Origin of the sequence: Actinacidiphila acididurans, assembly GCF_016918855.1 — a bacterium.
Classification (GTDB): domain Bacteria; phylum Actinomycetota; class Actinomycetes; order Streptomycetales; family Streptomycetaceae; genus Actinacidiphila; species Actinacidiphila acididurans.
Map to the genome: position 1 here is coordinate 292,763 of NZ_JADKYB010000008.1, position 13,706 is coordinate 306,468.

Here is a 13,706-nt window from a genome sequence, read left to right on the forward strand (position 1 = left end):
GTCAGGGCGGTCTACGCGCGAGGAACAGGGGTCCGCCCCATCCCTGGACAACCCTTCACCCGCCATTTGCCGCGCCCATGACGAAGTGGGCCGGATGAGGCGGGTGGGGTGGAAGGGGCCGGTAGGGAGCCGAGACTCCCCGGGCTCCGCACATGTTCGGGGCGACCAAAATTTTGGCGTGGCCTGAATTTCATGCGAGAAGGAAGCGGCCTCCGGGAGCGCAAGAAGGCGCGGACGCGTCGTCACATAGCCGATACCGCCGCGCGGCTGTTCGCGTCGCGCGGCTATGACGACGTGTCGACAGCCGATGTCGCGGAAGCGGCGCAGGTCTCCGACCAGACGGTCTACAACTACTTCCCGGCCAAGCAGGACCTCGTCCTCGACAGATCCGAGGAACTGCGGGAGCGGTACGCGCGAACGGTCCGGGAGCGGCCGGCCGGGTCGAACCCGGCGCCGGGGCCGAGGAACGGATATTCACAGGTTTCGTGTTCCGCGCGGATGGACGTCCGGCGGCCCCGGGACGTGGGGCGGGGTTCGGCTCGCGGTCACTTAGGTGTTGCTCCGGGCAATCATCTTCTTGCATTGGCCACGTATTCGTCATCGCCGCGTGCCCGGTGACGAGCAACCTTGCCGTGCCCCCCTCCCCGCACGCGCCGCCAGGCGTGCCCGTGAAAGGAACACGGATGTCCGACGCCACTCACGACGTCACGCCGCAGGAAGGCCCCACCCGCAGACGGCTGCTGGGCGCCGCGGCAGCGGTCGGCGGGATGGCCGCCGCCGCGTCGGTCCTGCCGCCCAACCTGAGCCGCGCCGCGGCCGCCGAGCCCAAGTCCGGCGGGCGACTGTCCGACATCGAGCACGTGGTCATCCTCATGCAGGAGAACCGCAGCTTCGACCACTACTTCGGCACCCTGTCCGGCGTGCGCGGCTTCGAGGACCGCCACGCGCTGCGGCTGCCGAACGGGAAGCCGGTCTACTACCAGCCCGACAACCTGAACCCGGACGGCTACCTGCTGCCGTACCACATGGACTCCAGGACCACCGCGGCGATGGCCATTCCGTCGCTCAGCCACGCCTGGGACGCGCAGCACAACGCGTGGAACGCCGGCCGGATGGACAACTGGCTGCCGGCCCACCGCGACGCGGACGGCAACACCAAGGGCCCGTACACCATGGGCTACCTGACCCGCGACGACATACCGTTCCACTACGCGCTGGCCGACGCGTTCACCATCTGCGACGCGTACCACTGCTCGGTGATGGGCCCGACGCACCCGAACCGGTACATGCACATGACCGGCACCATCGACCCGGACGGCCTGGCCGGCGGCCCCGCGCTGGACAACAACGCGGCCAAGGGCACGTACTCGTGGACCACGTACCCCGAGCGCCTGGAGGCGGCCGGGGTGAGCTGGAAGATCTACCACGAGCCCTCCTCGGGCCCCGGCGGCAGCCCCACCGGCCTGCCGCCGCTCGCCAACATGAAGCAGTATCAGGCCGCGAAGGCCGGCGACCCGCTGTACGACAAGGCGATCGCCCCCAGCGGCTTCGGCCAGTTCGAGTACGACGCCATGAACGGCAACCTGCCCACGGTGAGCTGGCTGCTGCCGCCGTCGCTGTACGACGAGCACCCCGCCCGGATGCCCGCGGCGGGCGCCGACTGGCTGGCCGGCAAGATCGACGCGATCGCCGCCAACCCGGAGACCTGGGCCAAGACCGTCTTCATCCTCAACTACGACGAGAACGACGGCCTGTTCGACCACGTGCTGCCCCCGACCCCGCCGGCCGGCACCGCGGGCGAGTTCGTGAGCAAGACCTCGCCGACCGGCGTCGCCGGCGGGAACCTCCCGGTGGGCCTCGGCTTCCGGGTGCCGTGCGTCATCATCTCGCCCTGGACGGTGGGCGGTTGGGTGGCCTCGGAGACCTTCGACCACACCTCCGTGCTGCAGTTCCTGGAGCGGCTGACCGGTGTGGCCGAGCCGAACATCAGCGACTGGCGCCGCAGCGTCACCGGCGACCTCACCTCCGCGCTGCGGATGTACGAGTCGCGCCGCCCCGCGCCCGAACTCCCGCAGACCGGCGCCCGTTACAGCCTCGCCCAGTACGAGACGGCGAACCTGCCCATGCCGACCGTGCCGGCCGCGCAGACCGCGCCCCGCCAGGAGAAGGGCCACCGGCCCCGTATCTGACGCTACGTCAGGAAGCCGACAGCGGGGACCGGAACGGCCACCCTCCGTTCCGGTCCCGCGCCCTCGCCCCGCGCCTGTCGCTACGATCGTCCGTGCGGCAAGAAAGCGCTGAGGCTGGGGGGACGATGGCGCAGATCGTGAGCATCCCGCTCGACGACGGGAGCAGCCTGCACGTCGAGGTCGAGGCGCGGGACGAGAACGGCTGGACGCGCGCGGGGCGGGTCCAGGACGCGGCAAGCGCGGCGGGGCGCACGCTGCAGGAGGCCCTGGCGCCCATTCGGCCGGCCATGCAGACGGTCGTCGACCAACTGCGCGGCGGCATCAGCCCTCCTGACACGATCAGGCTGGACTTCGGGATCAAGTTCTCCGCGGACGCGGGCGTCGTGGTGGCCCGTACCGCGACGGAGGCCAGCTTCTCCGTCTCGGTGGAGTGGCACCGCTCGGGCGAAGGGTGACCGGCGTGGCCGCCGATGTGTCCGCGCTGTTCGGGGCCGTGGTCCGGATCAGGTCGGACAGCGGCGCGATCACCGGCGCCGGATTCCTCGTCGCGCCGGGCCTGGTGTGCACCTGCGCCCATGTGGTGGCCCGGGCCCTGGGAGCCGACCCCCGGTCCGCCGAACCACCGCGGGGCAGCGTACGGGTGGACCTCCCGCTGCTGGACCTCCGGCTGCTGAACCCGGAGCTGCCGGACCCGGCACCCGACGCGAGCCGGGCCGCGGGGTCCGCCGTGGTGACGGGCTGGCGGCCGATCCTCGCCGACGACACCGGCGACCTCGCCCTCCTGCGGATGGACCCGGCACCCCCGCGCGGCACGGCGGTTCCGTGGCTGGTGGAGGCCAACGAACTGTGGGACCACGCGGTGCGCGTGTTCGGGTTCCCGGAGGGCGGCGACCACGGCGTGTGGGTCGCCGGCCGACTGCGCGCGCTCCAGGGCGCCGGCTGGGTGCAGATGCAGAGCGAGGCGGGACCCGCCATCGAGCGCGGGTTCAGCGGCTCCCCGGTCTGGGACACCGACCTCGGCGGCGTCGTCGGCATCACGGTGGCCGCCGGTCTCGGCAGCCGCGCCGACACCGCGTACCTGCTGCCCGCCGCCTCGATCCTGCGGGCCTGGCCGGAACTGGCCGAACACGCGCTGCCCGCGTCGCCGTACCGGGCGCTGAACTCCTTCACGGCGCGGGACGAGCGGGTGTTCCACGGCCAGGACGAGGCGGTCGCCCGCCTGGAGACACTCACCTCGCGGCAGCCGGTCGTCGTGCTGTCCGGCCCGTCGGGCAGCGGGAAGTCCTCACTCGTACGCGCCGGGCTGCTGCCGCGGCTGAGCCGGGCCGGATGGACGGCCGCGGACTTCCGCCCGATCCCGGGGCTGAGCCCGGCCCGGACCCTGGCGGGCGCGCTGGCGCCATTGCTGGACGGTGAACTCGACGAGCAGGCGGTGACCGGGCTCCTGACCCGGGCCGGACACGCGGAAATCGCCGCCCGGCTCGGCCGCGGACACCCCGGCGGCGTCCTGCTCTTCGCGGACCAGTTCGAGGAGATCGTCACCGCCGATCAGGACGCGGCACGCGAACTGCTGGACCTGATCACCGCGCTGACCCTGGACGCGCCGGCCGCCACGCCGTTACGGGCGCTGCTCACGGTGCGTTCCGGGTCGCTGGACCGCATGCTCACCCAGCACAACCGCAGTGCCCTGGACGAGGGCGTCACCTTCCTGGCCCCCATGGGACGCGAGCAGTTGCGGACGGCCATCACCGAACCGCTGGCGGCCACCCCCGGCATCGCGCACGAGGCCGGTCTCGTGGCACGGATCCTGGACGACGCGGGCGAAGGGCCCGGGCGGCTGCCGATGGTGGAGTTCACGCTCACCCGGCTGTGGGACCGGCGCCGCGGCGGCATGCTCACCCACGAGGCGTACGACGGGTTCGGCGGAGTCGCGGGCGCCGTCGCCGACTACGCGGAGGAGGTGTACGCGAAACATCTGCGGCCCTCCGAACGCGACCCGGCGCGGCGCCTGTTCGTGCAGCTCGCCCGCCCGGAGGAGGACGGGGGATTCACCCGCCGGGCCGTACGCGTCGACGCGCTCGACGCGGAACAACGGCGCCTGGTACCGCGGTTGGCCGACCGCAAACTGCTGGTGACGACGCAGGCGGTGGACGGCGCCGAAATCGCGGACCTGGCGCATGACGCGCTCATCGACGGCTGGAGCCGGCTGCGGAAGTGGCTGGCCGCCGACCGCGACTTCCGGGACTGGCAGGAACGGCTGCGGGCGGCCCTGCGCCAGTGGGAGCAGTTCGGCCGCCGCACCGGCGCGCTGCTGCGCGATCCGCTGCTGACCGAGGCACTGTCCTGGAGCAAGGAACGGCCCCAGGACATCACCGCCGGCGAGCGGGCGTACATCGCCGCCGGCCTGGGCCTGCGGAAGCGGCGCTCCCGGCGCGGCCGCCTCGTCACCACCGGGGTGGCGGTCCTGGCGCTGATCGCCGCGACCCTGGCCGGCCTGACGTACAACCGGACCCAGGAGGTCACCCGCCGGCTGCACGCCCAGGCCGCCCAGCTGCTCGGGCAGGACGCCCAGCGCCGCGCCGACGACACCCCCGGCACCGCGGCCCTCCTCGCGCTGTCCGCGTGGCGCACCGACAAGACGCAACCCGAGGCGTACGGCGCCCTGTTCAAGCTCTACGCCCGGCTGCGGAACGTCACGGCGATGGACGAGCTCGGCATCGACCACGCGCTCGCGTTCACCGCCACCCCGAACGGCGGCGCCGCGCTCGTCGTCGATCAGCGCGGGGTCGTATCGGTCCTCACCGGCCTGCTGGGGCAGGTGAAGGTGCGTACCCTCCCGGCCCCCCGCATGAACCTCGACCGCACCCCGCTGGTGACCCTGAGCCCCGACGGCCGCACGGTCGCGCTGCTGGACGACCAGGGCGGCCTCGCCCTGGGGGACGTCGACCACCCCGACCGCCGGGTGAAGCTGTCCGTCCCCGCGGGCTGGAATCCGGGCACCGATCTCCGCGATCTCGCCTTCTCCCCGGACGGCTCGCGCCTGGCGGCCCTGTTCGCCGGCACGAACCCGAGCCGGACGGCCGAGGTCGACCGGCTGGGCCTGTGGGACGCCCGCACGGGGCACCTGGTCTCCGGCCGGCCCCTGCACGGCAGCGGCTTCGGCACGGTCCGGTTCGCCGCGCAGCCCAATAGCGTGTTGCTGGAACAGCAGGGAACGGCCGGCGGCGCGTACGTGCGGATCGACGTGCGCACCGGTGCGGAGGCCGGCTCGGTCGGCACCGAATTCCCCGCGGACGTCGGGCTCGGCGGGCGGGTCGTCGTCGACTGCACCCAGTCCGGGACGCTGCGCATCCGGTCCCTGACCGGCGCCGCGCTGCACACGCTTCACGCCCGGAGCTGCGCCGACACGCTGCTCGACGGCACGCGCCGCTACGCGCTCATCGAATCCGACGAACCGCTCGGCCAACCGGACATGGTCACCGTCAAACTGGTCGACCTGCGCACCGGGTCGGTCTCCTGGACCACCGTCCCCACCCACGACACCCTCGCCGACGCCGACACGGTGGTCGTCCCCCGCCCGGACGGCAGCCTGTCGGTCCTGGTGCTGAAGGGCAAGGAACTGCTGCGCTTCACCGCGCCCCGGCCGGGGCCTGCCGTCGACTACCCCATGCCCGTCCAGACCTCCGAACTCCTGCTCGGCGACACCGGGCGATTCCGCCTGCTCGCCGACGACAGCGTGGGCGAATCGCAGCTCCGGCTGCTCGACACGTCCGACGGTGCGATATCCACGCCTCCGAGCGACGTGCGGAACAGCATTCTTCGGGCCTGGGACACGTCGGACCCTTCCGCGGCGTCGGGGGCGGTCTTCACCTCGGACGACCGCCATTTCGCCACGCTCAGCGGCGGATCCCTGACCGTCTACTCCGTACCGGGCCTCACGCGGCAACGCGTCATCACCCTGCCCGTGCCGCGGGGCGTGCACGGGCAGGTCACCGGAACACTGGCCGCGGCGGACGACGGCAGCCTGCTGACGCTGTACGCCGGCGAACTGACCCGGTGGGACCCGTCCGACGGCCACCCCATCGAGCCGCCGCTCCCGCTGGCCCACGGCACCGACCTGACCTGGCTGGCCGCCAACGCCGGCCTCGTCGTGCCCCGCCCCGGGCATCCCACCCAGACCCTCGTACGGCAGCGCGGCGGACTGACCTGGCTGTGGGACCTGCGCACGCGCCGCTCCCTGGGCACCTTCCAGGCCGATCCCGACACCACCGGCAACCGGTCGACCGAACTCTTCGACGCGTCCGGAAACACGCTGGCCACCTTGAGCAACATGAAATCCGGCCACGCCACCAGGATCGAATTCCGCCGGCTCCCCGACTTCCGCCTCCTGGCCCCACCCGTCCCGGCCGGCGACGTCTACAGCCTCGTCGGATTCACCCCGGACGGATACCTGATGTCCGTCCAAGGCAGCACCTTGCAGATATGGCGCTGGGACGCCCCCACCGAAATCGCCGACCTCACCGTCCCCGACGACATCCGCTGGTACATCCACGGCCCCACGTCCCAAGCCGTCACCGCCGCCGGCTCCCTCCCCCTCCCCCTCACCCCCACCCAATGGCGCACCACCCTCTGCACCGCCGCCAACCGCCCCTTCACCCGCGCCGAACGCCAACTCCTCCCGTCCGGCTCGATCACGAGCGGGCTCTGTGGGGACTGAAAGCAGGGCCAGGTCGGCCGCATCAGGGCGCGGCGCAGCTAGCGGGCCGAGCGGGGAGCGGCTGCAGCGGACAGCAGGGCGGCGGCGGTGCGGAGGTCGGTGACGAGGGCGGCGTAGACCGTGTCGCGGTCGGTGGCGCGCAGGACGGCGGAGGGGTGGAGGGTGGCGACGACCGGGGGGTGGGCGTCGGGCTGGGCCGGGGTTGCGGTGGGGGAGAGGGGGAGCGGGGTGCCGCGGTCTTTTGTGACGCGGAAGGAGGGGCCGAGGAGGGCGCGGCCGGCGGTGGCGCCGAGGGCGACGATCACGTCGGGTGAGACCAGCCGCAGCTCGGCGTCGAGCCAGGGGTAGCAGGCGTGGGTCTCCCGGAGGGTGGGCGGCTTGTGGATACGGCGCTTGCCGCGCTCGTCCGGGGCCCACTTGAAGTGCTTCACCGCGTTGGTGACGTAGGCGGGCTCCTCGCCGAGCCCGGCGTCCGTCAGGGCCCTGTGCAGCAGCTTTCCGGCCGGCCCCACGAAGGGTTCGCCCTGCCGGTCCTCCTGGTCACCGGGCTGCTCGCCCACCAGGACGATACGTGCCGACTCGTCCCCGGAGCCGAAGACCGTCTGCGTCGCCCGCTCGAACAACGGGCAGCCCTCGCACCCGGCGGCGGCTTCGCGGTACGCGTCGAGGCCGCCGCCCGGCGGCAGGAACGGGCCCGCGTCGTAACGGGTCGCGGAGGTGGGCACGGTCGGCGCTCCTCCCGCTGCATTCCGCAGTCTCAGTCCTCGCCCCGGACGACCGCCGGGTCGTCCCCTTCCGGATACCGCCACCGCTCCGAGCCGTGGTGCCCGGTGCGGGCGGGAAGGGAGGTACGGGGCCGGCCGGTGATCTTCCCGGCGCTGGTGATGCGGTCCATGGGCCGGGGCGCCGGCAGGCCGTACGCTCCGTCGGACGGCGGTATGTGCTCGCTCGTCATTCGTCGCTCACCGTTCTCGTGCTTGTGGTGCTTCAGGATGTGCGGGTACCCGGATCACGGCGATTGAACCCGTTTCCACCGATTCGCGCCGCCGGATCCGCCCCCCAGCCCTTCCCGCGCACCGCCCCCGGCGGCTCACGCACAGTCCAGGATCCGGTCCAGCTCCCCTTCCAGCGCGTCCGGCACGGCGGCGAGGCGGTCGTACCGGGAACGGCGCCCGGCCTCCGCCACGAAGCGTTCGACATCGGTCCGCGAAAGCCGCAGGCGGGCCGGCTCGTCGGTCCGGCAGCCGAGGGCCAGCAGGACCCATCCGCCGGCGGGCGCCGGCGCGACCTGGACGTCCCCCTCTCCGGTGGGCCGGGTCAGCCCCGCGGCGAGCAGCTCCCACGAGAAGACCCAGGTGGCGCCCTCCTCCCCGGCGGGCCCCAGGGTCAGCCGCACGGCGAAGCAGTCCTGCGGGTGGTAGGCAAGCCACACCGGAAACCGCAGGTCGTCGGCGTAGGAGAGGAGCAGGGCCGCGGTCGCGGCATGGCAGTACGGATTCGGCACGGACGCCTCGCTCTACGTAGCCGCGGTGGTGGGCGGGGGGGATGGGCGAGCCGTACGGGCCGCGGGATGGCTTCTGACCGCGATGTACGCTGCCAAACAGCGCGACCGAAAATCCGTGCGACCGAAAATCCGTGCGACCGTGAAGCCGTTGCGGCCCGGCCCGGGTGGCCACGCGGCGAGCGGCGGGCAGCGGCGTCCCCCACGCGGCAGGAGCGGCGGCGACCAGTGCCTACACTTGCCGCGTCCGTGTGAGGGCGAGAACCGGGTGAGAGCGGGGTGAGAGCGGCATGGTGGCGGTGGACAGCGGCGACGGCATACGTACGCGACGTCAGGCTTCCGTGCTGCCGGAACTGCTCGAGGCGGCGGTGTGCGTCCTGGACGAGCGCGGCGCGATAGCCGCGGTCAACGCGCACGCGGAGCGCCTGCTCAGGATGTCCGCCGCCGATCTCGTCGGCCAGGACGCGCACGACCTGCTGCACCGCGACCGGCACGGGCATCCGCTGGCCAAGGCCCAGTGCGAGGGCGTAGAGGCGTTTCTGGGCCGCCGGGTCCGGGCCGGGCGGAGCTGGTACCTGCGGGGCGACGCGACGCTGGTGGAGCTGTCCTGGCTGGCGACGCCGTGCGAGCCGGGAAACGCCGACGCAGACACGGTCGTGATCTACTACGAGCCCGCGTCGCAGGCACCGCCCGCCGGCACCTCGAAGGACGAGGGGTCGGCGCTCTCGGAGATCGATCGGCTGGCGCTGCTGGCCGAGACGACCACGCAGCTCACCTCCACCCTGAGCAGCGAGGAGACGCTGCGGCGGCTGGCGCGGCTGGTGGTGCCGCGGCTGGCCGACTGGCTGGTGGTCGACCTGATCACCGAGGAGGACGAGGTCGCGCGGGTACTGGTCGCGCACAGTGAGCACGGCGCGCTCGCCTTCCGGGAGGACCTGCGCGGGCCGATGCCGCCGGTGCCGATGGAGTCCGGAATGCCGCTGTCACGCGCGCTGAGGGGCGCGGCCTCCACCCTGGTGACGCCGGCCACGTATCAGGGACCGCCGGACTCCGGCATCGCCATCGAACAGCGGCGGCTGTTCGACGTCACCGGCATGCACTCCGCGGCGATCGCGCCGATCAGGGGCGTACGGGACGTGCTCGGCGCGCTCACCCTGGGACGGTCCGAACGCACCGATCCGCTGACCGCGGCGGACCTGTCCCTGCTCGAGGACGTCAGCCGCCGCACCGGGATCGCCCTGGACAACGCGCGGCTGTACCAGCGGCAGCGCAAGGTCGCCGAGACCATGCAGCGCCACCTGCTCCCGCAGCTCCCGTCCGTGCCCGGCCTGCAGATGGCCGCCCGCTACGTCCCCGCGACGGACGAAGCGCAGGTCGGCGGCGACTGGTACGACGCCTTCACCCTGGCCGACGGCACGGCCGCCCTCGCCATCGGCGACGTCGTCGGCCACGACCTCGACGCGGCCGCCGGAATGGCCCAGGTACGCAGCATGCTCCGGGCGTACGCCTGGACCGGCCGCGAAGCCCCCGGCGCGATCATGAAACGGCTCGACGAGTCGGTCACCCCCCTGACGGGCGTGCCCATGGTCACCCTGGTCTTCGGCGTGTTGACCCCCGGCCCCGACGGCACCTGGCGGTTCGACTGGACCAACGCCGGGCACCCGCCCCCACTGCTCGTCACGCACGACGGCCAGGCCCGCTACCTCACCGAAGGACACGGCCCCCTGCTCAGCACCGGCCTGTCCACCACCCACGAGAACGCCTCCGTCGTGCTTCCCGCCCGCTCCACCCTCGTCTTCTACACCGACGGCCTGGTCGAGACCCGCACCGACTCCATCGACGTCGGCCTCGACCGCCTCCGCCGCCACGCCGCCTCCCTCGCCCACCGCCCCCTCCCCGCCTTCACCGACCTCCTCCTCCAACGCGCCCGCCCCACCGACAACTTCGACGACGTAGCGATCCTGACCCTGCGCACCCTCCCCCCGCAGTAGACCAACGGCCGCCCTCCGCCACCTGTCGCCGGCGTCCGGACACGACACAGGGGCCGCGCACCGCCGTGCGCGACCCCCGCGGGTGTGACGTGAGCGGTCAGGAGCCGAAGGCCTGGAGCTCCCAGAGGGAGTAGCCGTACTGGGTGGAGCGGGCGGTGCCGTACATGCGGAGGTAGCGGCCGCTGCCCGCGACGTTCAGGGTCTGGACGCCGCCGGTTCCGGTGGTGGTGGAGTAGACCGTGGTCCAAGTGGTGCCGTCGTTGGACGTCTGGAGCTGGAAGGACTTGCCGTACGCGGTCTCCCAGTTCAGCACGACCTGGCAGATCGAGTGGGTGGCGCCCAGGTCGACCTGGAGCCACTGCGGGTCGGAGAAGGCGCTCGACCAGCGGGTGCCGAGGTTGCCGTCGACCGCGCCCTGCGGGCCGAAGCTGCCGTTCTCCTGGGAGGAGGCGGTGGCGGTCTTGTTCAGCGCCAGGTTGGTGGTCCCGCAGGTGCCGCCGGTGCCGTTCACCGTCCAGGTGAACGAGGTGGATCCGGTGGCGCCGGTGCCGTCCTTGGCGGTCACGGTGACGTTCGAGGTGCCCGCCGCCGTCGGGGTGCCGGAGATCAGTCCGGTCGAGGCGTTGACGGACAGCCCCGCGGGCAGGCCGCTGGCGCTGTAGGTGAGCGCCTGGCCGGACGCGGAGTCACTGGCCTGGATCTGCAGGCTGGCCGCGGTGCCGACCGTGGAGGTCTGGTTGCCGGGGCCGGTGACGGTGACCGTGTTGCCCGGGGTGCCGCTGCCGGTGGGCAGCGTCCACAGCTGGCCGGCCGCCCCGGTGCACGTCTCGATGTCCAGCCGCGCGCCGGTGTTGCCGCCCGGATCGGTCAGGCACAGACCGGAGTTGGGGTTGACCAGCTCGCCGTTGGCCTGGTGGGTCCAGCCCTGGGCGGCGGTGGCGTTGCACGGGTACCAGTCGACGTTGGTGCCGCTGGTCTTGCCGGCGCTCACCACGTCCAGGCAGCCGCCCTGCACGCGCAGGGTGCCGTCGGTGTACGGCGACCACTGCTGGCCGGCGCCGTTGTTGCAGCCGGCCACCTGGATCGGGTTGCCCTCGGTGTTGAGCGCGTTCTGGTTGGCCAGGCACAGCCCGTTCAGGCCGCCGACCGCGCCGGTCGCCGTGGCGGTGCCGGTCGGCGTGGAGTTGCCGCCCTGCTCGTACACCGCGACGTACCCGACGCTCATGGACGCGCCCGACGTGGTGGCCGCGGTCGGGGTCTTGGTGCCGGAGATCCCGTCCGGGTAGTTGCCGCCCATCGCCAGGTCCCAGATGATGAAGAACCCGTGGTCGATGGCCTGCTGCCAGGCCGCGGTGCCGACCGACGCCTCCGTGATGGTGCTCTCCACGGTGCCGTCCATCAGGAACTGCAGGTACTCGGCACTGGTGTTCACCCGGTTCACGATCACCGAGTACGTGTGGTAGCCGGTCTGGCAGGTGGAGCCCGCGGCGGGACACGCGATGAGCGCGTGCCCGCTGCTGCCCGCCCCGTCGTGCAGGGTCTGGGAGGCCTGGTTCAGGCCGTTCACGTCCTCCATCATGTCGATCTCACCGGACTGCGGCCAGCCGCCGCCGGTGCGCATGGTGGAGCCCAGCGCCCAGAACGCCGGCCAGTAGCCCAGGCCGCTCGCGGGGTTCGGCTGCTGGATGGACGCGGTCATCTCCAACTGGCCGCCGGGCGGGGCCTGGAAGTCCGATCGCGTGCTCTCGATCCGGCCGGAGGTCCAGGTGCCGCCGTTGTTGATGGCCTTGATCACCATGTGGCCGTTGCCGTCGAGATAGACGTTGTTCGTCGAGTTGGTGGTCTGCTCGATCTCGCCGGTCCCGTAGCCGGTGCCGATGTCGTAGAACCAGTTGTCGGCCTTCGGCGCGGACCCGGCCGCCCCGGAGAAGTCGTCGCCGAACACCTGCGTCCACCCGGAGGGCGGCGGCGGTACGGTGTCGGCGCTCGCCGCCGGGGCGACGGCCAGCGTCGTCGTCACGGCGCCGGCCAGGGTGCCGGCGAGCAGCGCCAGCGTGGCCAGGAGCGAACGGCCCCTGGGCGATGCGGGCCGGCGCCCGAGGCGTACGGCGGCGCGCACCGGCTTCCCGGCCGGGTTGTGGGGACCCGGCCGCCGACCGGAACCCCGGTCGCTGTGCGGTAACACGTGCATGCTGCTGTCCTCTCAGCGCGCAAGCGCTTGCGCGGATCCGGGGCCCGGACGCGTCGGGTGCGCGGCATGCGGCGAGGCCGTGTCGCGCACGCGGTGCGTCGGGCCGGACGTGGGGGGTGGCACTTTCTGAGAGCGCTCTCTACCGAGGGGATGTCTACGGCGCGCCCGAGTGCCTGTCAAGGATTCCTGCGCGAGGAGGCGCGAATCGGCCCGGCGGCTCCGCGACTTGGCGGCCCGTGCGCGGGGAGCGGGGAACGGGCGCGGCGGCGGCCGGGCGGTGCCCCGGAACGCCGTCCGGCCCCCGCGACCCGTATCGCGGGGGCCGGCTCAGCCCTCGGCGGCCAGCCGGTCCAGCCACTCGCCCAGGAGATGCTGTTCCCCGCTGCTGAGTGTCGTCTGCTCGGGCAGCGCGGCGCGCAGGGCGCGGGCGGCCCCGGCCGGGCCCGCGTCGGGCACCGCCGGTTCCTGGTTGGTCACGGCGCCGACCATGGACTCCCGCAGCGTGGTGAGCAGGGCCGGGTCGCGCCGGTCCGCGGGTACGGACAGCCAGGTGAGCACCGCGCCGCGCGCCGTGGCATGGATGATCAGGGCGGCCAGGTCCTCGCTCACCCGGAGCCAGCCGCCGTGGGCGAGTCGTCGGATGCGGCCCCTCAGGATCGCCGCGCCGGCCTGGTACGCGGCCGACGCGGCCCGCGCCGGCTCGCTGTACATCACCGTGTAGAGGGCCGGGTTGGACAGCCCGAACTCGACCGCCAGGTCCCAGCCGGCCCGCAGGTCCTCGATGGGGTCCTGCGGGTCGGGGTCGACGTGCTTGGCCGCCAGGAAGGTGGCGAAGCCGTGCTCGGCCACCGCGTCGAGCAGCCCTTCCTTGTCGCCGAACAGCCGGTAGATGGCCGGTGGCTGCAGGCCCGCCGCGACCGCGACCGCGCGTGTGGTGACCGCGTCCCGGCCTTCGCGTTCCAGCAGGCCGATGGCGGCCTCGATGACCCGCTGCCGGGTCTGCTCGCGGCCGGTGGCCGAGGTCTGCGACGGGTCGGCGGCGGGGTCGCTGCCGCTGGGTGGACGTGCTGCCATGAACCAACGATACCAAGTAGGCGCTTCCAACGTTATTAACGGT

10 protein-coding genes are annotated in these 13,706 nt (G+C 72.9%); 5 read left to right on the forward strand and 5 right to left on the reverse strand.

All coding sequences use genetic code 11. The features are described 5' to 3' along the window. Positions 1-192: 192 nt before the first annotated feature. The 4 genes from ITX44_RS17345 (at position 193) to ITX44_RS17360 (ending at position 6,906) form a co-directional block, all read left to right on the forward strand. Complete coding sequence (locus ITX44_RS17345; RefSeq protein ID WP_205358137.1) at positions 193-618, forward strand: TetR/AcrR family transcriptional regulator; 426 nt, start codon at positions 193-195, stop codon at positions 616-618. Positions 619-683: 65 nt separating this feature from the next. Next, positions 684-2,189 carry an alkaline phosphatase family protein gene (locus ITX44_RS17350; protein ID WP_205358138.1) on the forward strand — a complete coding sequence of 502 codons (1,506 nt, stop codon included), beginning with the start codon at positions 684-686 and terminating at the stop codon, positions 2,187-2,189. A gap of 125 nt (positions 2,190-2,314) precedes the next feature. Further along, positions 2,315-2,644 carry a CU044_2847 family protein gene (locus ITX44_RS17355; protein WP_236060786.1) on the forward strand — a complete coding sequence of 110 codons (330 nt, stop codon included), beginning with the start codon at positions 2,315-2,317 and terminating at the stop codon, positions 2,642-2,644. A 5-nt stretch (positions 2,645-2,649) separates the two neighbouring features. After that, positions 2,650-6,906: a S1 family peptidase gene (locus ITX44_RS17360; RefSeq protein WP_205358139.1), complete on the forward strand. Its 4,257-nt coding sequence runs from the start codon at positions 2,650-2,652 to the stop codon at positions 6,904-6,906. Positions 6,907-6,944: 38 nt separating this feature from the next. On the opposite strand, the gene ITX44_RS17365 is transcribed toward ITX44_RS17360, so the two are convergent. The 3 genes from ITX44_RS17365 to ITX44_RS17375 all read right to left on the reverse strand — a co-directional run bounded on the left by ITX44_RS17365 (position 6,945) and on the right by ITX44_RS17375 (position 8,410). Continuing rightward, on the reverse strand, positions 6,945-7,631 hold the full coding sequence (locus ITX44_RS17365) for a UdgX family uracil-DNA binding protein (protein ID WP_205358140.1): 687 nt from the start codon (positions 7,629-7,631) through the stop codon (positions 6,945-6,947). A 32-nt stretch (positions 7,632-7,663) separates the two neighbouring features. Next, positions 7,664-7,861, reverse strand: a complete 198-nt coding sequence (locus tag ITX44_RS17370; RefSeq protein ID WP_205358141.1) for a hypothetical protein — start codon at positions 7,859-7,861, stop codon at positions 7,664-7,666. A 135-nt stretch (positions 7,862-7,996) separates the two neighbouring features. Further along, positions 7,997-8,410: an SsgA family sporulation/cell division regulator gene (locus tag ITX44_RS17375; protein ID WP_307795322.1), complete on the reverse strand. Its 414-nt coding sequence runs from the start codon at positions 8,408-8,410 to the stop codon at positions 7,997-7,999. Between the two features lie 287 nt (positions 8,411-8,697). Between ITX44_RS17375 and ITX44_RS17380 the strand changes: the two genes are divergently transcribed. After that, a complete protein-coding gene (locus ITX44_RS17380; protein ID WP_205358142.1) occupies positions 8,698-10,398 on the forward strand; it encodes a SpoIIE family protein phosphatase in 1,701 nt (566 codons plus the stop codon). A 97-nt stretch (positions 10,399-10,495) separates the two neighbouring features. On the opposite strand, the gene ITX44_RS17385 is transcribed toward ITX44_RS17380, so the two are convergent. Together ITX44_RS17385 and ITX44_RS17390 are read right to left on the reverse strand one after the other, a co-directional pair. Beyond that, a complete protein-coding gene (locus ITX44_RS17385) occupies positions 10,496-12,589 on the reverse strand; it encodes a ricin-type beta-trefoil lectin domain protein (protein ID WP_205358143.1) in 2,094 nt (697 codons plus the stop codon). A gap of 327 nt (positions 12,590-12,916) precedes the next feature. Next, positions 12,917-13,663 (reverse strand): TetR/AcrR family transcriptional regulator, encoded by a 747-nt coding sequence (locus ITX44_RS17390; protein ID WP_205358144.1) that lies wholly within the window; start codon positions 13,661-13,663, stop codon positions 12,917-12,919. Positions 13,664-13,706 lie beyond the last annotated feature (43 nt).

Bases quoted from the DNA above. Each gene is read 5' to 3' on its own strand.
- ITX44_RS17345 (WP_205358137.1), top strand. From the start codon at position 193: ATGCGAGAAGGAAGCGGCCTCCGGGAGCGCAAGAAGGCGCGGACGCGT.
- ITX44_RS17350 (WP_205358138.1), top strand. From the start codon at position 684: ATGTCCGACGCCACTCACGACGTCACGCCGCAGGAAGGCCCCACCCGC.
- ITX44_RS17355 (WP_236060786.1), top strand. From the start codon at position 2,315: ATGGCGCAGATCGTGAGCATCCCGCTCGACGACGGGAGCAGCCTGCAC.
- ITX44_RS17370 (WP_205358141.1), bottom strand. From the start codon at position 7,861: ATGACGAGCGAGCACATACCGCCGTCCGACGGAGCGTACGGCCTGCCG.
- ITX44_RS17380 (WP_205358142.1), top strand. From the start codon at position 8,698: ATGGTGGCGGTGGACAGCGGCGACGGCATACGTACGCGACGTCAGGCT.
- ITX44_RS17385 (WP_205358143.1), bottom strand. From the start codon at position 12,589: ATGCACGTGTTACCGCACAGCGACCGGGGTTCCGGTCGGCGGCCGGGT.
- ITX44_RS17390 (WP_205358144.1), bottom strand. From the start codon at position 13,663: ATGGCAGCACGTCCACCCAGCGGCAGCGACCCCGCCGCCGACCCGTCG.